The sequence below is a fragment of the Bosea sp. OAE506 genome, assembly GCF_040546595.1.
Classification (GTDB): Bacteria; Pseudomonadota; Alphaproteobacteria; order Rhizobiales; family Beijerinckiaceae; genus Allobosea.
This window is the reverse complement of record NZ_JBEPOB010000001.1, coordinates 1,613,757-1,636,896: the sequence shown is the minus strand read 5'-3', so window position 1 is coordinate 1,636,896 and position 23,140 is coordinate 1,613,757. Positions and strand designations below refer to the sequence as shown.

General features: G+C 68.2%; 23 protein-coding genes. 10 read left to right on the top strand and 13 right to left on the bottom strand.

Annotated features, from left to right (window positions below; all coding sequences use genetic code 11):
- The first annotated feature begins 7 nt into the window (after positions 1-7).
- The 3 genes from ABIE41_RS07965 to ABIE41_RS07955 all read left to right on the top strand — a co-directional run bounded on the left by ABIE41_RS07965 (position 8) and on the right by ABIE41_RS07955 (position 1,897).
- Positions 8-1,201, top strand: a complete 1,194-nt coding sequence (locus ABIE41_RS07965) for an MFS transporter (protein ID WP_192644151.1) — start codon at positions 8-10, stop codon at positions 1,199-1,201.
- Positions 1,202-1,265: 64 nt separating this feature from the next.
- Positions 1,266-1,496 carry an AbrB/MazE/SpoVT family DNA-binding domain-containing protein gene (locus ABIE41_RS07960; RefSeq protein ID WP_192644152.1) on the top strand — a complete coding sequence of 77 codons (231 nt, stop codon included), beginning with the start codon at positions 1,266-1,268 and terminating at the stop codon, positions 1,494-1,496.
- Positions 1,493-1,897, top strand: a complete 405-nt coding sequence (locus ABIE41_RS07955; RefSeq protein WP_192644153.1) for a type II toxin-antitoxin system VapC family toxin — start codon at positions 1,493-1,495, stop codon at positions 1,895-1,897. Before ABIE41_RS07960 ends, ABIE41_RS07955 begins: the two co-directional genes overlap by 4 nt.
- Positions 1,898-1,907: 10 nt before the next feature.
- On the opposite strand, the gene ABIE41_RS07950 is transcribed toward ABIE41_RS07955, so the two are convergent.
- Complete coding sequence (locus tag ABIE41_RS07950) at positions 1,908-2,180, bottom strand: BolA family protein (RefSeq protein ID WP_377815938.1); 273 nt, start codon at positions 2,178-2,180, stop codon at positions 1,908-1,910.
- 130 nt (positions 2,181-2,310) lie between these two features.
- On the opposite strand from ABIE41_RS07950, the gene ABIE41_RS07945 reads away from it, so the two are divergent.
- Entirely contained in the window at positions 2,311-2,925 is a 615-nt protein-coding gene (locus ABIE41_RS07945; RefSeq protein WP_192644154.1) for a J domain-containing protein, read from the top strand.
- 27 nt (positions 2,926-2,952) lie between these two features.
- Here the strand turns inward: ABIE41_RS07945 and ABIE41_RS07940 are convergent, their stop codons facing one another.
- From ABIE41_RS07940 to ABIE41_RS07930, 3 genes are all read right to left on the bottom strand, one after another.
- The gene (locus tag ABIE41_RS07940) at positions 2,953-3,723 is read right to left on the bottom strand and encodes an ABC transporter permease (RefSeq protein ID WP_192644155.1); all 771 of its coding nucleotides are present in this window, start codon (positions 3,721-3,723) and stop codon (positions 2,953-2,955) included.
- Positions 3,720-4,514: an ABC transporter ATP-binding protein gene (locus ABIE41_RS07935; RefSeq protein ID WP_192644156.1), complete on the bottom strand. Its 795-nt coding sequence runs from the start codon at positions 4,512-4,514 to the stop codon at positions 3,720-3,722. The genes ABIE41_RS07940 and ABIE41_RS07935 overlap by 4 nt, the downstream gene beginning before the upstream one ends.
- Before the next feature lie 146 nt (positions 4,515-4,660).
- Positions 4,661-5,722, bottom strand: coding sequence for an ABC transporter substrate-binding protein (locus tag ABIE41_RS07930; RefSeq protein WP_354191834.1), 1,062 nt, complete (start codon positions 5,720-5,722; stop codon positions 4,661-4,663).
- 296 nt (positions 5,723-6,018) lie between these two features.
- Here ABIE41_RS07930 and ABIE41_RS07925 point away from each other — a divergent pair, with 296 nt between their 5' ends.
- Complete coding sequence (locus ABIE41_RS07925; RefSeq protein ID WP_192644157.1) at positions 6,019-7,029, top strand: TerC family protein; 1,011 nt, start codon at positions 6,019-6,021, stop codon at positions 7,027-7,029.
- A gap of 22 nt (positions 7,030-7,051) precedes the next feature.
- On the opposite strand, the gene ABIE41_RS07920 is transcribed toward ABIE41_RS07925, so the two are convergent.
- Positions 7,052-7,507 (bottom strand): Lrp/AsnC ligand binding domain-containing protein, encoded by a 456-nt coding sequence (locus ABIE41_RS07920; RefSeq protein WP_192644158.1) that lies wholly within the window; start codon positions 7,505-7,507, stop codon positions 7,052-7,054.
- Between the two features lie 129 nt (positions 7,508-7,636).
- Here ABIE41_RS07920 and putA point away from each other — a divergent pair, with 129 nt between their 5' ends.
- Together putA and ABIE41_RS07910 are read left to right on the top strand one after the other, a co-directional pair.
- Positions 7,637-10,729 carry a bifunctional proline dehydrogenase/L-glutamate gamma-semialdehyde dehydrogenase PutA gene (gene putA, locus ABIE41_RS07915; RefSeq protein WP_192644159.1) on the top strand — a complete coding sequence of 1,031 codons (3,093 nt, stop codon included), beginning with the start codon at positions 7,637-7,639 and terminating at the stop codon, positions 10,727-10,729.
- Between the two features lie 46 nt (positions 10,730-10,775).
- The gene (locus tag ABIE41_RS07910; RefSeq protein WP_354191833.1) at positions 10,776-11,156 is read left to right on the top strand and encodes a VOC family protein; all 381 of its coding nucleotides are present in this window, start codon (positions 10,776-10,778) and stop codon (positions 11,154-11,156) included.
- A 54-nt stretch (positions 11,157-11,210) separates the two neighbouring features.
- Here ABIE41_RS07910 and ABIE41_RS07905 read toward each other — a convergent pair whose 3' ends face one another.
- The 6 genes from ABIE41_RS07905 to ABIE41_RS07880 all read right to left on the bottom strand — a co-directional run bounded on the left by ABIE41_RS07905 (position 11,211) and on the right by ABIE41_RS07880 (position 18,758).
- Positions 11,211-11,624, bottom strand: a complete 414-nt coding sequence (locus ABIE41_RS07905; protein WP_192644161.1) for a F0F1 ATP synthase subunit epsilon — start codon at positions 11,622-11,624, stop codon at positions 11,211-11,213.
- A gap of 107 nt (positions 11,625-11,731) precedes the next feature.
- Positions 11,732-13,201 carry a F0F1 ATP synthase subunit beta gene (gene atpD / locus ABIE41_RS07900; protein ID WP_192644162.1) on the bottom strand — a complete coding sequence of 490 codons (1,470 nt, stop codon included), beginning with the start codon at positions 13,199-13,201 and terminating at the stop codon, positions 11,732-11,734.
- A 66-nt stretch (positions 13,202-13,267) separates the two neighbouring features.
- Positions 13,268-14,137, bottom strand: a complete 870-nt coding sequence (locus tag ABIE41_RS07895) for a F0F1 ATP synthase subunit gamma (RefSeq protein WP_192644163.1) — start codon at positions 14,135-14,137, stop codon at positions 13,268-13,270.
- Between the two features lie 96 nt (positions 14,138-14,233).
- Positions 14,234-15,763 carry a F0F1 ATP synthase subunit alpha gene (atpA, locus tag ABIE41_RS07890; RefSeq protein WP_192644164.1) on the bottom strand — a complete coding sequence of 510 codons (1,530 nt, stop codon included), beginning with the start codon at positions 15,761-15,763 and terminating at the stop codon, positions 14,234-14,236.
- Positions 15,763-16,332, bottom strand: a complete 570-nt coding sequence (locus ABIE41_RS07885) for a F0F1 ATP synthase subunit delta (protein ID WP_192644165.1) — start codon at positions 16,330-16,332, stop codon at positions 15,763-15,765. The genes atpA and ABIE41_RS07885 overlap by 1 nt, the downstream gene beginning before the upstream one ends.
- Before the next feature lie 239 nt (positions 16,333-16,571).
- Positions 16,572-18,758 (bottom strand): primosomal protein N', encoded by a 2,187-nt coding sequence (locus ABIE41_RS07880; protein ID WP_192644166.1) that lies wholly within the window; start codon positions 18,756-18,758, stop codon positions 16,572-16,574.
- Positions 18,759-18,866: 108 nt separating this feature from the next.
- Between ABIE41_RS07880 and ABIE41_RS07875 the strand changes: the two genes are divergently transcribed.
- From ABIE41_RS07875 to ABIE41_RS07865, 3 genes are all read left to right on the top strand, one after another.
- Positions 18,867-19,217, top strand: a complete 351-nt coding sequence (locus ABIE41_RS07875) for a hypothetical protein (protein WP_192644167.1) — start codon at positions 18,867-18,869, stop codon at positions 19,215-19,217.
- 69 nt (positions 19,218-19,286) lie between these two features.
- Positions 19,287-20,213 (top strand): tyrosine recombinase XerC, encoded by a 927-nt coding sequence (locus tag ABIE41_RS07870; RefSeq protein WP_192644168.1) that lies wholly within the window; start codon positions 19,287-19,289, stop codon positions 20,211-20,213.
- Between the two features lie 75 nt (positions 20,214-20,288).
- Positions 20,289-20,849, top strand: coding sequence for a DUF4337 domain-containing protein (locus tag ABIE41_RS07865; RefSeq protein WP_192644169.1), 561 nt, complete (start codon positions 20,289-20,291; stop codon positions 20,847-20,849).
- Here the strand turns inward: ABIE41_RS07865 and ABIE41_RS07860 are convergent, their stop codons facing one another.
- Together ABIE41_RS07860 and ABIE41_RS07855 are read right to left on the bottom strand one after the other, a co-directional pair.
- Positions 20,850-22,238 carry an amidase gene (locus tag ABIE41_RS07860; protein ID WP_192644170.1) on the bottom strand — a complete coding sequence of 463 codons (1,389 nt, stop codon included), beginning with the start codon at positions 22,236-22,238 and terminating at the stop codon, positions 20,850-20,852.
- Between the two features lie 103 nt (positions 22,239-22,341).
- Entirely contained in the window at positions 22,342-23,076 is a 735-nt protein-coding gene (locus ABIE41_RS07855) for a GntR family transcriptional regulator (protein WP_192644171.1), read from the bottom strand.
- Positions 23,077-23,140: the final 64 nt, after the last annotated feature.

The window sequence follows — 23,140 nt, the reverse complement described above, 5'->3', positions numbered from 1 at the left end:
TCCGCCGTTGATCGTCTTCTTCGCGCTGCTGCCGGCCTATTTTCTGTCGATCTTCTACCGGTCGTTCCTGAGCGTCATCGCCGGGCCGGTAATGAGCGATCTCGCCATCGGCCCACGTGAATTCGGGCTGCTCGGCGCGGCCTGGTTCACCACCTTCGCGATCGCGCAGTTCCCGATCGGCTGGGCGCTCGACCGGCTCGGCCCGCGCCGCACCGTCACCGCCGCCATGGCGGTGGGCAGTGCCGGCGCCTTTCTCTTCGCGGAAGCGACGGGCGCGCTCTCGGGCACGCTGGCAATGGCGCTGATCGGCATCGGCTGCGCGCCGATCTTCATGGCGAGCCTCTTCCTCTTCGCCCGGACGGCCGAGCCCGCTCGCTTCGCCTTCCTGACCTCGGTCTTCATCGGGTTGGGATCGCTCGGCAATCTGGTCGGCGCCGCACCGCTCGCCATCGCCGCCGCCCGCTTCGGCTGGCGCCCTTCCATGCTCGTCATGGCGGGCTGCTTTCTCATCGCGACCGCGCTGGCCGCGCTGCTGATCCGCGACCCCGTGCGCGCCGAGAGCGCCTCGGGCAAGGCAGAGGGGCTGCTCGCCGGCCTCGCCAGCATCCTGAAGCTGCGGCCGCTCTGGTTGCTCGCCCCGATCACGCTGACGGCTTATGCGATCCTCGCCACCGCACGGGGACTCTGGGTCGGCCCCTATATGGCCGGCGTCCACGGCTTCGACGCCGTCTCGGCCGGCAACGCCGCAACCGCGATGGCGCTGACGATGGTCGCCGGCGCCTTCATCTATGGCGGGCTCGAAAAGGCGCTCGGACGGATCAAGCCGCTGGTGTTCTGGGGCACGATCGGCACGGCAGGCTGCTTCGCGTTGCTGGCGGCCTTCGGGGCAGGCTCCTCGGTTCTCGCCGTCGCCCTTTTCGCGCTGATCGGCGCCGTCGGCTTCACCTATGCCATCCTGATGGCGCATGCGCGCCTGTTCTTTCCGGCGCATCTGCTCGGGCGCGGCATGACGGCCGTCAATTTCCTCTTCATCGCGGGCGCGGCCCTGACGCAGTCCGGTTCCGGCTGGTTCATCGCCAGCCAGCGCGCCGCCGGCCTCGACGCGGCCACGACCTTCGCCCATCTGCACTGGGCCTTCGCGGGGCTCCTGCTGGCTTCGGCGGCGATCTACGCCTTCACCCCGGAGCGGCCGGCGGCCTGAGCCACGCTTGCGGCGGGACCATTGCGGTATTACCTTCGGCAGTGTCGGTAATACGGAGGCCGCGATGGCGACGACCGTCACCAGCAAGGGCCAGGTCACGATACCGAAACCGGTTCGCGACCGGCTCGGGATCAAGCCGGGAAACGCCGTCGACTTTCGCATGGACCCTGACGGGCGGGTCGTGCTGCTGAAGGTCGAGGGCTCATCCGCCAACCCCTTCGAAAAATGGCGGGGCTCGGCTGGGCCCGGCTTGAGCACCGACGAGATCATGACCCTGACCCGCGGTGACGCGTGAGGGCCACGCTGGTCGATGCCAACATCTTCCTTGATCTGGTGACCAACGATCCCGTCTGGGGCGAATGGTCAGCCGGCCAGCTCGCCGCCGCGATCAGCAGTGGCCCGCTGCTGGTCAACGATGTGATCTATGCCGAGATCTCGATCCGGTTCAGCGAGATCGGCAAACTCGACGAGATGCTGGCGGACTTCCGCGTCGTGCATGAAGCGATTCCGCGAAGGGCGCTGTTCGAGGCGGGAAAAGCCTTCAAGCGCTACCGTTCCGCTGGAGGGCTCCGCGGAAGCGTACTGCCCGATTTCTTCATCGGGGCCCACGCGGCGGCGGCCGATCTCAGGCTGCTCACACGCGATGCGAGGCGCTACCGCACCTATTATCCCGAAGTGGACCTGGTCACGCCCTGACGGGGCACCGTCAGCCCTCGCCCGGCGCCCGCGCCACGATCGCCAGCGCATGCACCCGCTCGGCGAGTTCCTGGGCCAGAGCGGCGTTGACCAGCCGGTGGCGATCGAGCCGGCTCTTGCCGGCGAAGGCCTGCGACACGATGTCGACCCTGAAATGGGTTTCGCCGCCCTCGCGCCAGCCGCCATGGCCCTGATGCTGGTGCGACTCGTCGATGACATTGAGCCGTTCCGGCGACAGTGCAGCCTCGAGCTTGGCAGCGATCCGTTCGGCCATTCCGGTCATGATCGCGCCACCCTTTTGAAGGAGTCCGTCGGGCCTCGGCCCTGTGTTCCTGCCCGTGCCGTCAAGCCCCGCCAACGCATGCTGCGTCGCACTTGCCGGTTCGCCTTCCGAGTCTCATAACCGTTCGACCATGAACTTCAACTCGCGCCTGTTCGACCGTATCAGGATCGGCCCTTCCGAGGCGGAAGCGGTCCAGGAATCCGATGCGCCGCGTTGCGACCATCCGGGCTGCAAGCGGCCGGGCGAATTCCGCGCGCCCCAGGGACGTGGCCGGGAAGGCAAGTTCTTCCTGTTCTGCCTGGAGCATGTGAAGGCCTACAACGCGACCTACAACTACTTTGCCGGGATGAACGACGAGGCACTGGCGGAATACGCCAAGGACGCGGCGATCGGCCACCGCCCGACCTGGAAGCTCGGCGTCAATTCGAAGGCAGCGCGCATGGCGCAGCGCGGGCGCGTCGCCGGCGGCGAGCAGGCCGATGTGCAGGACGCCTTCAACATCTTTGGCGCCCGGCGGGCGCAGACGGCGTCGCAGCCGGAACCGCGCGTCGGCGTGGTCGCCCGCAAGGCGCTGGAGGCGCTGGGACTGGACGAGAATGCCGACGCCGCCGCGATCAAGGCAAAGTACAAGGAACTGGTGAAGCGCTTCCACCCGGACGCCAATGGCGGCGACCGTTCGCGCGAGGGCACGCTCCAGGAAATCCTGAAGGCCTATCAGCAGCTCAAATCGACCGGCATGGTCTGAAGGGGCGCTTCGCGCGCCCCTCTCGCCTCAGGCGTTGCCGAGCTGTGAGCGCTTCGCCCAGCCGGTCATCCGGCTCTCGACGATATCGACGATCGCGACCAGGAAGACGCCGAGCACGGCCAGCACAATCAGCGCGGCGAAGATCAGCGGCACGTTAAAATCCGCCGAGGCGCGCGTGATCAGGTTGCCGAGGCCGAGGTTGGAGGCGTTCTGCTCGCCGATCACCGAGCCGACATAGGCCAGCGTGATCGAGACCTTCAGCGCCCCGAAGAGATAGGGCAGCGAGCGCGGGATGCCGACCTTGGTCATGATGTCCATGCGGCTGGCGCCGAGCGCCTTCAGCACATCCTCCGTCTCCGGCTCGATCGTGGCCAGGCCCGTGGCGACATTGACCACGATCGGGAAGAACGAGATCACGAAGGCGGTCAGCACCGGCGGCAACCAGCCGACGCCGAACCAGATCACCAGGATCGGCACCACCGCCACCTTCGGGATCGAGTTGAAGCCGACCAGCAGCGGATTTAGCCCCGCATAGATCAGCTTCGAGGAGCCGACCAGCAACCCCAGCGCCAGCCCGAACAGGATCGACAGCCCGAAGCCCAGCGAGGTCATCCAGAGCGTGTGGAAGGCGTTGGTGTAGAGCGGCTTCTGATACTGGACCAGCGCGCCCCACACCGCCGAGGGCGGCGGCAGGATGAAGGCCGAGATCGCGAAGGCGCGGCAGGCGGCCTCCCAGATCAGGAAGAAGCCGATCGTGAACAAATAGGGCGCGAGTTTGAGCCAGGTCGAGCGGGTCATGCCACGGCCCTTGCCTCGCGGATATGCCCGCGCAATTCGTGAACGATCTCGGCGAATTCCGGCGTGTAGGTCACGTCGAGATCGCGCGGCCGGGCGAAGCCGATCTCTCGCTCGGCGATGATCCGGCCGGGCCGCGCCGACATGCAGAACACCCGGTCGGCCAGGAACACCGCCTCGCGCAGATCATGCGTCACCAGGATGACGGTGACCCCGCGCTGGGCATGCAGGTCGCGGATCACGCACCAGAGTTCTTCCCGCGTGAAGGCGTCGAGCGCCCCGAAGGGCTCGTCCAGCATCAGGAGCTTCGGCTCGTGGATCAGCGAGCGGCAGAGCGAGGCGCGCTGCTGCATGCCGCCCGAGAGCTGCCAGGGGAATTTCGACCCCATGCCCTTCAAGCCCACCGTCTCCAGCAGCATCTCGGCGCGGGCGACATATTCGGCCTTGTTCGCGCGCAGGCGCGAGCGATGCGGCTCGACGATCTCGAGCGGCAGCAGCAGGTTCTGCAGCGTCGTGCGCCAGGGCAGCATCACCGGGTTCTGGAAGGCCATCCCGGTGATCTTGATCGGCTCGGCGACCTCGCGCCCATCGACGATGACGGTGCCCGATTTCGGACGCTGCAGCCCAGTCGCGAGCTTCATCATCGTCGATTTGCCGCAGCCCGACGGGCCGACGATGGCGGCGAACTCGCCCTCGCGGACCTTCAGAGACAGGCCGGCGACCGCCGGAGGACCCTCGCCGCCGCCATAGACATGGGTGACATCGTGAAGTTCGACGAAGGCGGTCAAGGTCATCCTTCAGCACATGAACGGCGTCATCCTGGGCTTCGCGCAGCGAAGTCCCGGGATCCATCCTGGGGCGCCGTCCGGCCCTATGATGGATCCCGGACAGCGCCGCTGCGCGGCTCGTCCAGGATGACGGGCGATGGGAACTGCGAGGCTCAGAACACCCGCTCGGCCGAAGCCGGCAGGAAGGCGTCAGTGAAGGCGTCGCCCGCCTTGGCCTTATCCTTGAAGGTGAAGGTCAGGGCGATCTGGTCGAGCGCCTTGGCCCAGCGGGCCTTGTCGATGCCGCCGAAGCCATTGGCCTTGACCCAGGGCGTCATCACATTCTGCTCCAGCGTCATCTTCAGCCGCTCGAGCTCGACATCGACTTTGGCGACGTCGTTGCGCTTGATCACGAGCTGCGCACCGAGCTCGGGATTGGCGACCGTGTCCTTGACGCTCTTGGTGATCGCCCGCAGCAGGCCGCGCACCGCCTCGGGCTTTTCCGCGGCGAATTTCGGCGAGACCATGATGACGTTGCCGTAGAGCTCGACGCCGTAATCCGACATCAGCATGACAACGATGTCCTCGACCGGCACGCCGCGCGACTTCAGGTTGATGTAGGAGGAGTTGGCGAAGCCGAAGACGGCATCGACCTCACCCGAGGCGAGCATCGGCTCGCGCACCGGGAAGCCGACATTCTCCAGCCGCATCTTGCTGTCGTCGAGCTTGTTGACCGTCTTGAAGATCGGCCATTGCGCGAAGGCGGCGTCGGCCGCCGGCGCGCCGAACTTCTTACCCTCGAGCGACTTCACATCGGCCGTGACGCCGCGGCTTTTGCGCCCGACGATCGAGAAGGGCGGCTTGTCATAGACCATCATCACCGCCTTGAGGTCGATGGTCGGGTTCTCGTCACGGAAGCGGATCAGCGAGTTCACATCGCCGAAGCCGACATCATAGGTGCCCGAAGCGACGCGTGGGATCGCTTCGCGCGAGCCGTTGCCGGTGTCGATGGTGACGTCCAGACCCTCGGCTTTGAAATAGCCCTTCTCGATGCCCATCAGGAACAGCGCGGCGGGCCCCTCGAAACGCCAGTCGAGCGTGAAGCGGACCGGCGTCTGCGCCTGCGCGACCGGAGCAAGCCCGACCAGCGCAGCGGCGAACCCGGCGGCGAGAACGAGGCGCCCGGCGCAGGAGCGCAGGCGTCCGAAGACGGGCGGGCAGGTCGGGGCGGGCATCGATATCTCCTTGATGGGTTCGATTTCTGTCGGCGACGGGCCTCAGCAATCTTCATGCCGGGGCTGGCTCCCACACTGAAGGAGCGGCGTCGCCGGTCAAGCGGCAATCGGAGCGCCCGAGCCGCGCTGCGGCAAATTCGTGGCAGAATCTTGTTGTGAGGCTCTTGTCGAAGCGGATCGGTGCCCCCATCTGGCGTGGCGGTGGTACCGGGCCCCTCTGGCGGAGCACGTCTGGATGACGTGGCCGCGATGTCGGAACCGCCTTCGACATCAACGCAAACCATAGGCGCCCGGACATGGAACTTCTGCTTGCCGACTGGCTCGGCAAGCCGCTCTGGATGTGGAGCGGCTTCCTCGCGATCGTTTTCGCCCTTCTCGCTTTCGACCTTGGCCTGCTCAATCGCGGCGACCGTGAAATCGGCATCGCCCAGAGCCTCAGGCTGTCGGCCTTCTACATTGGCTTCGCCTGTCTTTACGGCGCCGTCGTCTGGTGGGCCTTCGAGACGGGCAACCTCAAGACGACCGACGGCACCCATGCCGGCGTCACCTATTTCACCGGCTTCTTCATCGAAAAAGCGCTGTCGATCGACAACGTCTTCGTCATCTCGCTGATCTTCACCTTCTTCGCCATCCCGCGGCGCTACCAGTACCGCGCCCTGGTCTGGGGCATCATCGCGGTGATCATCCTGCGCGGCATGATGATCGGCATCGGCGCGGCGCTGGTGCAGGAATACGACTGGATCCTCTTCATCTTCGGCGCTTTCCTGATCGCGACCGGCATCAAGATGCTGATCGTGCCCGAGGCCGAGCCGGATATGTCGAAGAACAAGCTCATCATCTTCTTCAAGAAGCGGATGCGCGTGACCGACACCCTGCATGGCGAGCGCTTCTTCGTCAGGCAGGCGGATTCGGTGACCGGCCGCACGCTGATCTACGCCACGCCGCTCTTCCTGGCGCTGGTGGTGATCAACATCGCCGACCTGATCTTCGCGGTCGACTCGGTGCCGGCGATCTTCGCGATCACGACGGATCCGTTCATCGTCTTCACCGCCAACATCATGGCGATCCTCGGCCTGCGCGCGCTCTATTTCGCGCTGGCCGCGATGGTCCACCGCTTCGAGTATCTGAAGACGGCGCTCGCTCTGGTGCTGGTCTTCATCGGCGGCAAGATCTTCTGGAACCAGATCTTCGGCAAGGTCGACCCCGCGATCTCGCTGGGCGTGACGCTGGCGCTGATCCTCGGCGGCGTGGTCTTCTCGCTCTGGAAGACGCGCGGCCAGGCACACGCGGCGCCGCACGCGGACTGATAGCGTCCCGACGGCGCGCGGCTCACAGCGGCAGCGCGCCGTCGGTCTTGACCTCCTCCATCACCGCATAGGTGCGCGTCTCGCGCACCGCCGGCAGCGCCAGCAGCACCTCCCCGAGGAAGCGGCGATAGGCGTTCATGTCGGCGACGCGGGTCTTGACCAGATAGTCGAACCCGCCGGCCACCATGTGGCACTCCAGAACCTCTGGCGCCCGCTTCACCGCCGCCGCAAACCGCTCGAAGGCGTCGGGCGTCGTCTTGTCGAGATAGACCTCGACGAAGACGAGCAGGTTGAGCCCGAGCTTGAGCGGGTCCAGCGTCGCGCGGTAGCCGGTGATGTAGCCCTCGCGTGTCAGCCGCTTCAGCCTCTCGCCCGCCGCCGTCGGCGACAGCCCGACCTTTTCGGCCAGTTCCACGCCGGCCATGCGGCCGTCTCCCTGGATCAGCGACAGGATGCGGCGGTCGGTTCGATCGAGCACGGGATGAAACTCGGCTGGAGGCTGCTTAGGCCGCGAAAGATACGGCCCTTAAGCCAAAACAGCCAATTGATATGAGGCCCAAGCCGGATGATTCTTCAGATCATCCGCTGCACCGGTTCGGAGCCCCTCATGGCCGCCCCTCTCCCGCCCTTTCGTGCCCCCTTCGCGCAGGACGACGGCGAGATCGCCGCGCAGTTACTGGCCGGCGCGCGCCGGGAACCCGCGGCCAAGGCCCGCATCGATGCCCGCGCGACGGAGCTGATCGAAGCGATCCGCAGCCGCAAGGTCGGGCTCGGCGGCATCGAGGAACTGCTGCGGGAGTATTCGCTCTCGACCCGCGAGGGCCTCGCCCTGATGGTCCTGGCCGAAGCGCTGCTGCGCGTGCCCGACGCCGCCACCGCCGACCGGCTGATCGAGGACAAACTCGGCCAGGGCGACTTCGCCCATCACGAATCAAAATCGGATGCCTTCCTCGTCTCGGCCTCGGCCTGGGCGCTCGGCATCACCGCCCGCGTCATCCAGCCCGGCGAGACGCCGACCAGCATCATCGGCGGCCTCGCCAAGCGGCTGGGCATGCCGACGGTGCGCACCGCCACCCGCCAGGCGATGCGCGTCATGGGCAACCACTTCGTGCTCGGCCAGACCATCGAGGAGGCGCTGAAGCGCGCCGGCTCGAAGAGCGGCAAGCTCTATCGCTACTCCTTCGACATGCTCGGCGAAGGCGCCCGCACACAGGCCGACGCCGACCGCTATTTCGCCTCCTATGCGGCGGCGATCGACGCCATCGGCCGCTCGGCCGGTAATGCCCCGCTGCCGAACCGGCCCGGCATTTCGGTCAAGCTCTCCGCCCTGCATCCGCGCTATGACGCCACGAACCGCGAGCGCGTGCTGGCGGAACTGACGCCCAAGGTGATCGCGCTCGCGCAGCAGGCCAAGCGCTACGACCTCAACTTCACCGTCGATGCCGAGGAGGCCGACAGGCTCGAACTCTCGCTCGACATCATCGACGCCGTCGTCGCTGACCCGTCGCTGGCGGACTGGGACGGCTTCGGCCTCGCCATCCAGGCCTATCAGAAGCGCGCCTCGGCGGTGATCGCCCATATCGGCGCGCTCGCCGAGGCCCATGGCCGTCGCATGATGGTGCGCCTCGTCAAGGGCGCCTATTGGGACACGGAGCTGAAGCGCGCCCAGGAGCGCGGCCTGCCCGACTATCCGGTCTTCACCCGCAAGGCGATGACCGACCTGAACTACGAGGCCTGCGCCGCGCAGTTGCTCGCCCTGCGCCCGCTGATCATCCCGCAATTCGCCACCCACAATGCCCAGACGGTCGCGACCGTCGCCGAGATGGCGGGGTCTGCCGAGGGCTTCGAGTTCCAGCGCCTCCATGGCATGGGCGAGGCGCTCTACGAGAAGCTGATCGCCGGGTCCGAAGGCTTTGCCTGCCGGACCTATGCGCCGGTCGGCGGCCATCAGGACCTGCTCGCCTATCTGGTGCGCCGCCTGCTCGAGAACGGTGCCAACTCCTCCTTCGTCAGCGTCTCCGGCGACCCCGACGTGCCCGTGGCGCAATTGCTCGTGCCGCCGGCGGACATCATCGGCCAGCCCGGCGCGGCGCGGCACCGCCGCATCCCGCTGCCAGCAGACCTCTTCGGCCCGTCACGCAAGAACTCCGCCGGCGTCGAGCTCGGCCATGCCGAGAGTCTGGAGGCCCTGCTGGCAGAGATCGCGGCGGCCGCGGGCAAGCCCTTCCCGGAGGCCACCCCGATCATCGACGGCGCGCCTGCGGGTGGATCCAGCCGCGATATCCGCTCGCCAATCGACAACCACGTCATCGGCCGCGTTACGGAAGCCGATGCAGCGATCGCGGCCCGCGCCATGGCGGCGGCGAAGGCGGGCTTCCCCGCCTGGAACGCCACCCCGGCCCGCACACGCGCGGCGGCGCTGCGCAAAGCTGCCGATCTGATGGAGGCACGTCGCGGCCTGCTGCTCGCCCTGCTCCAGGCCGAAGCCGGCAAGACGCTCGACGATGCCCTCTCTGAGGTGCGCGAGGCGGTCGATTTCTGCCGCTACTACGCCGCAGAAGCCGAGGCGAAGCTCTCAACGCCGACCGCCCTGCCCGGCCCGACCGGCGAGGACAACCGCCTGATCCTGCGCGGACGCGGCGCCTTCCTCTGCATCGCGCCCTGGAATTTCCCGCTCGCGATCTTCGCGGGCCAGATCGTAGCGGCGCTCGTCGCCGGCAACAGCGTCGTCGCCAAGCCGGCGCCACAGACGCCGCTGATCGCGGCCGTGACCGTGCGCCTGCTGCACGAGGCCGGCATCCCCGCCTCTGCGCTCCATCTCGTGCCGGGTGACGGTGCGGTCGGCGCGGCCCTTGTCGCGCATAAGGACGTGGCGGGCGTCGCCTTCACCGGCTCGACCACGACCGCGCGGGCGATCAACCGCACGCTTGCTGCCAAGGACGGTCCGATCGTCCCGCTCATCGCCGAAACCGGCGGCCTCAACGCCATGATCGTCGATGCCACGGCACTTGCCGAGCAGGTCGCGGACGATGTCGTGATGTCCGCCTTCCGCTCGGCCGGCCAGCGCTGCTCTGCGTTGCGCCTGCTCGTCGTCCAGGACGACGTCGCCGACAAGATGGTCGAGATGATCACCGGCGCCGCCCGCGAGCTGAAGCTCGGCGATCCGCGCGCGATCGACACCCATATCGGCCCGGTCATCGACGCCGCCGCCAAGCACCGCCTCGACGGCCATATCGACGCCATGCGCAAGCTCGGCCGCGTCGCCTGGGCGGGGCAGGCGCCCGCCCTCGGCGGCGCCTATGTGGCGCCGCATGTCGTGACACTCGGCAGCGTCGCCGATCTCTCCCAGGAGCATTTCGGCCCGATCCTGCATGTCGTGCGCTGGAAGGCCGGCGAACTCGACAGGGTCATCCACGACATCGAGGCGACAGGCTATGGCCTGACGCTCGGCGTCCACTCCCGTATCGAGACCACGATCGAGCAGGTCACCAGCCGGCTTTCCACCGGCAACATCTATGTCAACCGCAACATCATCGGTGCCGTGGTCGGCGTGCAGCCCTTCGGCGGCCACGGCCTGTCGGGCACGGGGCCGAAGGCTGGCGGTCCGCATTACCTGATGCACTTCGCGACGGAGCAGACGGTGACCATCAACACGGCCGCCGCCGGGGGCAATGCCAGCTTGATCGCGATGGGGGAGTAGGCGAAAGCTCGGCGGCGGCACCGCACGAGTTGAACGAGGGATGGCCATGGACGCGATCAGCTTCGACCACTGCGTCATCCACGTCTCGGACTGGGATCGCTCGAACGCCTTCTATCGGGATGTTCTCGGGGCGGCCGTGGTCCCGAACGGGCCGGGCTTCGTCTACCGGATCGGCGCCGCGCAGCTGAACTGCCACGGTCCGGGCCTCCAGCCGGATCCGAAGGCGAGGCTCCCCGTCCCGCCCGGAGGCAGCGATCTGTGCTTTCGCTGGGACGGGCCGATCGCCGATGCGGTCGCGCATCTCGCCGCCAGCAATGTGCCGGTGGAACTCGGCCCCGTGCCGCGCTTCGGCCGCGGCGGCGCAGGCACGAGCGTCTATTTCCGCGACCCCGACGGCTCCCTGCTCGAGTTCATCAGCTACGCCTGACAACGAAAAAGGGCCGCTTGCGCGGCCCCTTGATCGTCTTGCCGGCGGTGGCTCTCAGGCCGCCTTGCGGGTCTCGAAGACGTGCTTGAACTCGCGCAGCTGCACCAGCGTGTCGTGCAGGCGCTTCTTCTCGTCCTCGTCCTGCGAGCCCGTCAGCTTGGTCTCGGCGCTCAGGATTTCCTGGTCGAGCACGGCGGCGTTGACGTCCTCGAGGAAGCGGCCCTGCTCCGCCAGGATCGTCGTCGAGGCGGCATTGATCTCGACGAGACCGCCATTGACGAAAAATTCCTTGCCGTTGCTGCCGGTCGTCTGGACGAAGACGATGCCCGCCTTCAGCGTGGCGACCAGTGGCGCATGGCCGGCCAGCACCGTCATCTCGCCCTCGATCGAGGGAACGATGACGCTGACGACCTCGCCCGAGAACAGGATGCGCTCCGGCGAGACGAGTTCGAACTTGAAGGTGGCCATCGGTACTTTCTCCCGGGCTCGTCATGGTCGGGTTTGACCCGACCATCGCGAAAACCAGTGTCTTCTGGTCGAAAGATCCCCGGGGCAAGCCCGGGAATGACGCCTGATCAGGCGGCTTCCGCCGCCAGGCGCTGGGCCTTCTCGATGGCTTCGTCCATCGAGCCGACCATGTAGAACGCCGCCTCCGGCAGATGGTCGTACTTGCCCTCGACCAGGCCCTTGAAGCCCTTAATCGTGTCCTCGAGCGCGACCAGCTTGCCCGGCGAGCCGGTGAAGATTTCCGCGACGAAGAAGGGCTGCGACAGGAAGCGCTCGATCTTGCGGGCGCGCGCCACCGTCAGCTTGTCCTCTTCCGAGAGCTCGTCCATGCCCAGGATCGCGATGATGTCCTGCAGCGCCTTGTAGCGCTGGAGGATCTGCTGGACCTGACGCGCCACGCCGTAGTGCTCGGCGCCGACGATGTCGGCCGAGAGCATGCGCGAGGTCGAGTCGAGCGGATCGACCGCCGGGTAGATGCCCTTTTCCGCGATCGAGCGCGAGAGCACGGTCGTGGCGTCGAGGTGGGCGAAGGAGGTCGCGGGCGCCGGGTCGGTCAGGTCGTCGGCGGGGACGTAGATCGCCTGCACCGAGGTGATCGAGCCCTTGTTGGTGGTGGTGATACGCTCCTGCAGGTTGCCCATGTCGGTCGCCAGCGTCGGCTGATAGCCCACCGCCGACGGGATGCGGCCGAGCAGAGCCGACACTTCCGAGCCCGCCTGCGTGAAGCGGAAGATGTTGTCGACGAAGAACAGCACGTCCTGGCCCTTGTCGCGGAAGTCCTCGGCGACGGTCAGGCCCGACAGGGCAACGCGCATGCGGGCGCCCGGCGGCTCGTTCATCTGGCCATAGACCAGGGCGCACTTGGAGCCCTCGCCGCCGCCCTTCTTGTTCACGCCCGACTCGATCATCTCGTGATAGAGGTCGTTGCCCTCGCGGGTGCGCTCGCCGACGCCGGCGAACACCGAGTAACCACCGTGGGCCTTCGCGACGTTGTTGATGAGCTCCATGATCAGCACGGTCTTGCCGACGCCGGCGCCGCCGAACAGGCCGATCTTGCCGCCCTTGGCGTAGGGAGCCAGCAGGTCGACGACCTTGATACCGGTGACCAGGATCTGCGCGTCCGTCGCCTGCTCGGCATAGGACGGAGCCGGCTGGTGGATGCCGCGGGTGGCGGTCGTCATGATCGGGCCGGCCTCGTCGATCGGCTCGCCGATGACGTTCATGATGCGGCCCAGGCACTCGTCGCCGACCGGAACGGCGATCGGGGCGCCGGTGTCGGTCACCGACTGGCCGCGGACCAGACCCTCGGTCGAGTCCATCGCGATGGTGCGGACCGTGTTTTCGCCGAGATGCTGGGCGACCTCGAGGACGAGGCGGTTGCCGAGGTTGGTCGTCTCGAGCGCGTTCAGGATCTCGGGCAGCGCGCCGTCGAACTGGACGTCGACGACGGCGCCGATGACCTGCGCGATGCGGCCGGTGCCGGTGTTGGCGGGCGTCCCGGCAGCGGCGGCGGTCTTCTTCGTAGCGGCTTTGGCCATGGTGATAACCTCGGATTCGCGTTCAGCGTGTCGAAACAGCCGGACGGGCCGGCCGCGTTCAGGCGGTTAGAGCGCTTCCGCGCCGGAGATGATCTCGATGAGTTCCTTGGTGATCATCGCCTGGCGCGAGCGGTTGTAGAGCTGCGTCTGCTTCTTGATCATCTCGCCGGCGTTGCGCGTGGCGGAGTCCATCGCCGACATGCGCGCGCCCTGCTCGGAGGCGGCGTTCTCGAGGAGCGCGCGCAGCACCTGGACGGTGAGGTTGCGCGGCAGCAGGGTCTCGAGGATTTCGCCCTCGTCGGGCTCGTAATCGTAGACCGCCTCGGTCGTCTTGGTGCCGGCGGGGATTTCGGCCGGGATGATGCGCTGGGCGGTCGGGATCTGCGAGATCACCGACTTGAAGCGCGAGAAGAACAGGGTCGCCACGTCGAACTCGCCGGCCGCGAAGCGCGACAGGACGTTCTGGGCGATCGTCTCGGCATTGACGTAGCCGACCTGCTTGAAGGAGCGCAGGTCGATCAGTTCGATGATGTCCTTGTCGAACTGCCGGCGAAGCAGGTCATAGCCCTTCTTGCCGACGCAGATGATCTTGACCGTCTTGCCTCCGGCCTTCAGCGCCAGCGCCTTGTCGCGCGCCAGGCGGGCGATCGAGGAGTTGAAGGCGCCGCACAGGCCACGCTCGGCGGTGCAGACGACCAGCAGATGCACCTTGTCCGAGCCCGTGCCGGCGATCAGGCGCGGCGCGCTCGATCCGGTCACGCCCGAGGCAAGATTGGCCAGCACCGTCTCCATGCGCTCGGCATAGGGGCGGGCGGCCTCGGCCGCGGCCTGCGCCCGGCGCAGCTTCGCAGCCGCGACCATCTGCATGGCCTTGGTGATCTTCTGCGTCGCCTTCACGGAAGCGATGCGGTTTCGTAGGTCCTTAAGGGACGGCATCCGGTCTTGACCCTCTACCCGTCACTGCACAGCGACGAAGCAATCCAGAGCGACTGCGCAGCGAGGCGGCCTGCCCCGCTGCGCCCGTATCGGCGATTACGAGAACGACTTGGCGTAGTCGGTCACGAGGTCCTTCAGCTTCGCGGCGTTCGCGTCGGAGAGGTCCTTCGACTTGCCGATCTCGGCCAGCATATCGGCATGCTTGCCGCGCACCAGCGCCAGCAGCCCGTCCTCGAAGGCGCGGACCTTGCCGACCGGCAGGGCGTCGAGATAGCCGTTGACGCCGGCATAGATCACCACGACCTGCTCTTCCATCTTCAGCGGCGAGAACTGCGGCTGCTTCAGGAGCTCGGTCAGGCGGGCGCCGCGGTTGAGCAGGCGCTGCGTCACGGCGTCGAGATCGGAGCCGAACTGCGCGAAGGCGGCCATCTCGCGATACTGCGCGAGCTCGCCCTTGATCTTGCCGGCGACCTTCTTCGTCGCCTTGGTCTGCGCGGCCGAGCCGACGCGCGACACCGAGAGGCCGACGTTCACCGCCGGGCGGATGCCCTGGTAGAACAGGTCGGTCTCGAGGAAGATCTGGCCGTCGGTGATCGAGATCACGTTGGTCGGGATGTAGGCGGACACGTCGTTCGCCTGCGTCTCGATGACCGGCAGCGCCGTCAGCGAACCGAGACCGGCATCCTCGCCCATCTTCGCCGCGCGCTCGAGCAAGCGGGAGTGGAGATAGAACACGTCGCCCGGATAGGCCTCGCGGCCCGGCGGGCGGCGCAGCAGCAGCGACATCTGGCGATAGGCGACGGCCTGCTTGGAGAGGTCGTCATAGATGATGACGGCGTGCATGCCGTTGTCGCGGAAATACTCGCCCATGGCGCAGCCGGCGAAGGGCGCCAGGAACTGCATCGGGGCCGCGTCCGAGGCGGTCGCCGCGATCACGATCGAGTACTCCAGCGCGCCGCGCTCCTCGAGCACCTTCACGAACTGGGCGACGGTCGAACGCTTCTGGCCGATCGCGACATAGACGCAGTAGAGCTTCTGGCTCTCGTCGCCGGTCTCGTTGTTGGCCTTCTGGTTCAGGATCGTGTCGAGCGCCACGGCGGTCTTGCCGGTCTGGCGGTCGCCGATGATCAGCTCGCGCTGGCCGCGGCCGATCGGGATCAGGGCGTCGATCGCCTTCAGGCCCGTGGCCATCGGCTCGTGCACCGACTTACGCGGGATGATGCCGGGCGCCTTGACGTCGACGCGGGCGCGCTGGGTCGCCTTGATCGGGCCCTTGCCGTCGATCGGGTTGCCGAGCGCGTCGACGACGCGGCCGAGCAGCTCCTTGCCGACCGGCACGTCCACGATGGCGCCGGTACGCTTGACCGTCTGGCCTTCCTTGATCTCGCGGTCGGAGCCGAAGATCACGACGCCGACATTGTCGCTCTCGAGGTTGAGCGCCATGCCGCGCACGCCGGTCTCGAACTCGACCATCTCACCGGCCTGGACCTTGTCGAGGCCGTAGACGCGGGCGATGCCGTCGCCGACGGAGAGAACCTGGCCGACTTCGGTGACGGAGGCTTCGGACCCGAAATTGGAGATCTGGGCCTTCAGGATCGCGGAGATTTCAGCGGGGCGGATTTCCATCAGCCGACCTCTTTCATGGCAAGACGAATTGAATTGAGCTTGGTTTTCAGCGAGGCGTCGACCATGCGGGAGCCCATCTTCACGACGAGCCCGCCGATCAGCGACGGATCGACCTTGATCGCGACGTCCACATCCTTGCCGGCGACAGCGGCCAGCGCGGCCCGGATCTCGTCGACACGCTTGGGCGCCGGCGTCTCGGCCAGCGTGACCTCGGCGCTGACGATGCCCTTGGCCTGGGCGACGAGCGCCTTGTAGGCGGTGATCATGCCCGGCAGCGCGAACAGACGGCGCTTGCTGGCGACGAGACCGATGAAATTGCCGGCGAGGCCGGTGAGGCCAGCCTTGGCGAGCACGGCCTTGATCGCGCCGGTCTGCTCTTCCGCCGAGAAGGCGGGACTGCTGACCAGATGCCGGAGATCCTCGCTTTCGGCCAGCATGGCCGAGAAGCTGTCGAGATCGGCGGTGACGGCGTCGATGGCATTGGCCTCGCTGGCCAGTTCGAACAGGGCCGTGGCGTAGCGACCGGCCACGCCCGAAACCAGTGATCCTTGCGATCCGCCTTCAGCCACGCGTCAAATCTCTCGTTTCATGGGACCGCCCCGGCGGCCTTCGGACGAAGGCGGAGTGCAAGGTCCCGGCGCTGCGATGTATCACGGACGTGAACCCGGCAAGACGGCTTCGCGACCTAAATGTGGCGGTGCACTAGCATGTGGTTTTGGGGCGCGCAATCCGTTGATGTCGATCCAAGGCACGGTTTTGCCGGTCCTTTCGGAGGCGTGGCGACAGGGCCGGTCGGAACCGCCCGCCCTCAGAGGAAACTCTGCGGATCGACATCGACCGCCACGCGCACCGACCCTTTCGGCTTGCCGCAACGGGCGAGCCAGCCGCGCAGATAGGCCTGGAGGTCCACTCCGCGCTCCGTCTTGACGATCAGCCGCATGCGATGGCGCCCGCGCAGCACGGCGAGCGGAGCCTCGGCGGGGCCCAGCACGGCCACGCCCTCTGGCGCCTCCGCGCAGCGCGCCAGAGCCCGCGCATGCGCCTCGGCCTCGGCCTGGTGGCTGGCAGATACGATCAACGCCGCCAGCCGTCCGAAGGGCGGCAGCCCTGCCGCTTCGCGCGCGGCGATCTCTGCGGCATAAAACCGCTCCGGGTCGCCCGAGACCAGCGCCTTCAACACGGGATGGGCGGGATCATGCGTCTGCAGCAGGGCACGGCCCGGCCTTTCGCCACGGCCCGCGCGGCCTGTCACCTGCCGCAGCACCTGGAAGGTCCGCTCCGCCGCGCGCGGATCGCCAGATGTCAGGCCGAGATCGGCATCGACCACGCCGACCAGCGTCATGCTGGGGAAATTGTGCCCCTTGGCGACGAGCTGCGTGCCGATGACGATGTCGAACTCGCCCGAGGCCACCGCCATCAGCTCGGTCTTCAGGCGCTCGGTGCCGCCCGGAAAATCGCTCGACAGGACGATGCCCCGCGCCTGCGGGAACAGCGTCGCGACCTCCTCGGCCAGACGCTCCACGCCTGGCCCGCAGGCCGTGAGGCTCTCCTGCGCATGGCATTGCGGGCATTCATGCGGCCGGCGTTCGACATGCCCGCAATGATGGCAGACCAGCGCACGGCGGAAGCGGTGATCGACCAGCCAGGTCGAGCAGTTCGGGCACTGGAAGCGGTGGCCGCAATCGCGGCACAGCGTCAGCGGCGCATAGCCGCGCCGGTTCAGGAACAGCAGCGACTGCTCCCCGGCCTCCAGATTGTCGGTCATGGCCTTGGCCAGCGCCGCCGAGATCCAGCGCCCGCGCGCCGGCTTGTCCTGGCGCAGATCGACCAGGCCGAGTGTCGGAAGCGTCCGCCCGCCGAAGCGCTCGGGCAGCTTGAGATGGGTGTAGCGCCCACGCTCGGCATTGACGCGGGTCTCGAGCGAGGGCGTCGCGGAGGTCAGGATCACCGGCGCGTTCTCGATGCGCCCGCGCACAACCGCCATGTCGCGGGCATGATAGGTGACGCCGTCCTCCTGCTTGTAGGCGGCCTCGTGCTCCTCATCGACCACGATCAGGCCGAGATCGCTGTAAGGCAGGAACAGCGCCGAGCGCGCGCCCGCCACCACCCGTGCCTCGCCGCTGGCAATCGCCGCCTGCAACCGCTCACGCCGGCGGCCCGTCACGGCCGAATGCCACAGCCCGGGCCGGACGCCAAAGCGCGCCTCGAACCGGTCGATGAACTGGGCCGTCAGCGCGATCTCGGGCATCAGGATCAGGCTCTGGCGCCCGAGGCGGATCGCCTCGGCCACGGCCTCGAAATAGACCTCCGTCTTGCCGGAGCCGGTGACGCCTTCGAGCAGCGTCACGCCGTAGCTGGCGGCCCTGACCGAGGCGACGAGCGCCTGCGCCGCGGCGGCCTGGTCCTCCGACAACGCCGGCGCCGCATGGTCTGGATCGGGCATCGCCGCGACCGCCTCGCGCGGCAGCGGCTCGACCGCGAAGGTCCCGGCATCGACCAGCGAATCGATCACCGCAGAGCTCACCGAAGCCGCCTCGGCGAGCGCGCTCTTGGCGGTCAGCAGCCCGCCTTCGGCGGCCGCGATCGCCCGCGCCCGCGCCGGCGTCATCCGTGCCGGGGGGGCGCCGACGAGCCGGATGCCCATCTTGGGCCGCTCGGGCCCATCCTCGGGAGGCCGCCGCAGCGCCAGCGCCAGCACGGATCCCTTGGGGGCGAGCGTGTACCAGGCGACCCAGTCGACGAGCTTCATCAGCGCGCCGTCGAGCGGCGGCATGTCGAGCCTGGCGGTAACGCTCTTGAGATTCCCGCCGCGCCCGGCGCCACGCTCCCAGACGACACCGACCGTCTGCCGCGGCCCGAGCGGCACCTGCACGACGTCGCCGGGCGCCAGCACGAGCCCATCAGGTACGGCATAGCTGTAGGCCTGGTCGAGCGCGAGCGGGATCAGCACCTCGACCGTGCCGCCATCCTCCGCCCGCTCCGTTTCGCCGCTCATCGCCCGTGCCTAGCCCCTGCCCGCCATGGCGACAACCGCCTGCCTTACCGGGGCCGCGATCGCATGATGTCTGCCGCCCTCTCCCGGCCAAAAGATCCGAGCCTGTCCATGCCCCGCGCCTCCCGCCTATCCGGTCTCGTCCTGTTCGCTGCCACCTTCGCAGCCGTCGCCGTCATTCCCGCGCACGCCCAGCCGGCGCCGCCCGAAAACTGGCCCGCGATCAAATGCGAGCGCTACACCAAGGCCTATGCCGAGGCGCTGTCGAAGCTCGGGCGCAAGGGGCTGAGCCCCGATTTCCTCGACGCGCACGAGGCCTTCCTGGTTTCGGGCTGCAGCATCAAGGGCGAGGTCTGCCCGCGCAGCGCCGAGGAGCTCAATCTCGCCAATGTCATGGTCGTCATGGGCATGAACCAGGGCATGGCCAGCACTTTCATGCCCTTCGCCTGTCCGAGGCGATGAGCCGCCGCTTCGCGAGGCGTTAAGGTTGCGCCGTCATGCTCCGGACCGACCCGAGGTACAGGCCGCTCCATGACCGATTTCGACACCCTCGCCCGCGCCTGGCTCGACCATCTCGCCCATGAGCGCCGGCTCTCGCCGAAGACGCTGGAGGCCTATTCCCGCGATCTGCGCCAGTTCGCGGCCTTCCTCACCGAGCATCTCGGCGGCGCCCCGAGCGTCGCCGACATCGCCGCCCTGAAGCCGGCGGATCTGCGCGCCTTCCTCGGCCGCCGCCGGCGCGAGGAAGTCGGCAACCGCACGCTGATGCGCCAGCTCGCGGCGCTGCGCTCCTTCGCCCGCTTCGGCGAGCGCACGGGCCGGCTGACCGCCGCCGCCTTCGCGGCGACGCGCGGGCCTCGCATCGGCAAGGCCTTGCCCCGCCCGCTTGAGGCCCGCGCCGCCCGCGCCGTCACCCGGGCTGAGACGCGGACCGGCGACGTCCGCGATCCCTGGATCCTCGCCCGCGACGCCGCCGTCCTGTCGCTGCTCTATGGCTGCGGCCTACGCATCTCGGAGGCGCTGTCGCTGGCCCGCGCCCAGGCCCCCGCCAGCGCAGGCGACACGCTCACGGTGATCGGCAAGGGCAGCAAGACCCGCATGGTCCCGGTCCTGCCGGTGGTCGTCGACACCATCGCCGCCTATCTCGCGCTCTGCCCCTGGCCGCTGCCGCCGGAAGGGCCGCTCTTCGTCGGCGCCAAGGGAGGCCCGCTCTCGCCCCGCATCATCCAGCTCGTGGTCGAAAACCTCCGCGGCGCGCTGGGCCTGCCGGATTCCGCGACGCCGCACGCACTGCGCCACTCCTTCGCGACCCATCTGCTCGGCCGCGGCGGCGACCTGCGCGCCATCCAGGAGCTGCTCGGCCATGCCTCGCTTTCGACGACGCAGATCTACACCCGCGTCGATTCGGCCCGACTGATGGCGGCCTATGATGCGGCCCATCCGCAGGCGGGGCGCTGATCCCAAAAGCCCTGCGGCCTTGGTTGCCGTTCCGGCATGACCTAAGACGCGGGCACGGCAATGGGGGATTGATTCGTGTCTGCGCATATCGAGCCGCCCGAGGGCGGAAACAAGAAGATCGCGCTGCTCATCGCGGTGCTGGCGCTGCTGCTGTCGCTGTCGGAAATCGGCGGCAAGCAGGCCGAGAACGAATCGATCGCCAAGAACATCGACGCATCCAATCTCTGGTCCTTTTTCCAGGCCAAGACGATTCGGGGAACGACCGTCCGGACCGCCGCAGAGGCGATGGAGATCGATCTCGCCGCCACGACCGATCCGGCCGCCCGCGAGCGCATGCAAAAGCGCATCGATGGCTGGAAGGCGACGGTCGCCCGCTACGAATCCGAGCCTGAGACGCAGGAAGGGCGCAAGGAGCTGATGGCTCGCGCCAAGGCAACCGAGCAGACCCGCGACGACCAGAAGGCCCGCAGTGAGAATTTCGAGATCGCCTCGGGCCTCCTCCAGATCGGCATCGTCGTCGCGTCCGCATCGATCATCACCGGCGTCGGCGTGCTCGCCTATGCCGCGGGCGGCCTCGGTGCGCTTTCGCTGGTCTTCATGGCGCTGGCGCTGCTGGCGCCGCGCCTGCTGTTCTGATCAGGCGCCCGCCCCGGGATAGGCCGGCAGCGGCGGGCGCAGCCTCTCCCAGGCCCGCGCCAGCCGCAGCACGCCGAGATCGTCGAAGCGCCGCCCCGTGATCTGCAGCCCGATCGGCAATCCGCCCGCGGTCATCGCCGCGGGCACGGCGATCGAGGGCTGGTCGGACATGTTGGCCGGCAGGGTGAAGACGATGTGCTCGAAGGGCCGGTCCGGATCATGGATCGGCGAGGCGAGTTCGGCGGCGTAGCTCGGCACCGGCGCAACCGGCGACAGCACGAAGTCGAAAGGCGCGCCCTGCTTCAGCGCCGCGTCCTTGATCGCCAGCATCTGGCTCATGCCGCGATAGACGCGTTCGCCAGACAGCGCTTCGCCCCGCTTCGCCCAGGCAAAGATATAGGGCAGCACCTTCGCCTGCTTCTCAGGCGAGAGCGCGCCGATATCGGCCCAGGCGCGCTGGCTCCAGAAATCATCGAGCCCGTCCAGCATCGCCCGCGTCAGGAAGGCCGGCGCCTCCTCGACGATCGCGCCGGCCGCGGCGAAAGCGCGTCCCGCCGCCTCGATCGCCGCCATCGTCTCCGGCTCGACGGGAATACCGATGCCCGGATCGAGCTGCAGGCCGATCCGCAGCCCCTTCACGTCCATGTCGAGCGAGAGCCAGTCGACGTCCTGGGGTGGCAGGCTCATGCCGTCGCGCGCATCGGGCTTCGAGATCTCGCGCATCATCAGGGCCGTGTCGGTAACGGTGCGGGTCATCGGGCCGGCGACGCGGCCGTAATAGCTGGGATCGATCGGCACGCGGCCGAAGCTCGGCTTGAGGCCCACCAGCCCGCACCAGCCGGCCGGCAAGCGAACCGAGCCGCCGATGTCGGTGCCGACATGCAGCGGCCCATAGCCCGCCGCGCCAGCCGCCCCCGCCCCGGCCGAGGACCCGCCCGGATTCTTCGTCACATCCCAGGGATTGCGGGAGAGTTCGTGGAAGCTGGAGAGGCCCGAGGACAGCATCCCGTAATCGGGCATCGTCGTCTTCGCGAGCATCACGAAGCCGGCCTCGGCCAGCCGCGCCGCAACCGGCGCGTCCTCCGGCATGGGCGACAGATCGCGCGCGGCGGTACCGACCGGCATCGGCGTGCCCTTGGTGGCGATGTTCTCTTTGATCGTGCCGGGCACGCCGTCGAGCGGCAGCGCCTCCCCCCTCATCCAGCGCGCCTCGGAAGCTTTCGCCGCCACACGGGCCGCTTCGGGATCATAGGCATAGAGCGCCTTGATCCGCGGCTCCCACTGCTCGATGCGCTCGATCACCGCATCGACCACCTCGACGGGCGAGAGGCTCCGGGCGCGGTAGGCGTCGAGCAATTCGACGGCGCTGAGATCGGCGGGGTTCGGCATGGCGCAGGCTCCGGTCGGCAGGGCGGCGGCAGGGTTCTCGCGGCCTTCCGCCCCGATCCCTCACCACATCCTGCCCCAAGCAAGCGCCGCGCCGAAACCCGGATCAGGCGAAATAATCGGGGTGCTCCGCCTTCAGATGCACGAGGTCCGGCAGCAGCGTCCCCAGATGCTTGCGCATGGCCGCCATCGCGGCAGGCCCGTCATGGCGGCGCACCGCATCGACGATCGAGAGATGCTCGCGGATCACCATCGCCATGCGGCCCGGCACCGGAAGCGTCATGCGCCGGCAGCGGTCGATCTGGCTCTTGGCGGCATGGGCGATCTTCCAGATGCCTGGATAGCCGGCGACCATCGCCAGGGCCTCGTGGAAATCCTCGTCGGCGATGTGGAAGCTCTCTTGCTCGCCCGCCTCGAAGGCCTCGTGCTGGCGCGCGATCGTGGCGTCGAGCCGGCCGATGGCCTCCGGCGTCGCGATGCGCGCCACGAGATCGACCGTCGCACATTCGAGCGCCTGCCGGATGAAGACCGCCTCGGGGATCGCCTCGGTCGGGATCCGCGCCACGAAGGTGCCGGCCTGCGGGAAGATCTCGACCAGCCCCTCCTCCTTGAGCCGGATCAGCGCCTCGCGCACGGGAGTCCGGCTGGTGCCGAAGCGGGCCGTGAGCTCCTTTTCGACCAGGGCGGATCCGGGCACCACCTCCATGGCCAGGATGGCGCGGCGAAGCTCGTCCTGCACCAGCGACGCGGCCGTCGACCGTCCGGCCGGCACGCCGCCGAGAGGCTGCCGCCGCCGCTCGCGCCGCGGGCCGTCCTCGCTCCGGATGGTGATCTGCGCCATCGCCCTGCCTCGCTGCGCCCCGCATCCCCGTCGTCTCGGCCGGGACGGCAGGCCGCTCCGTCCG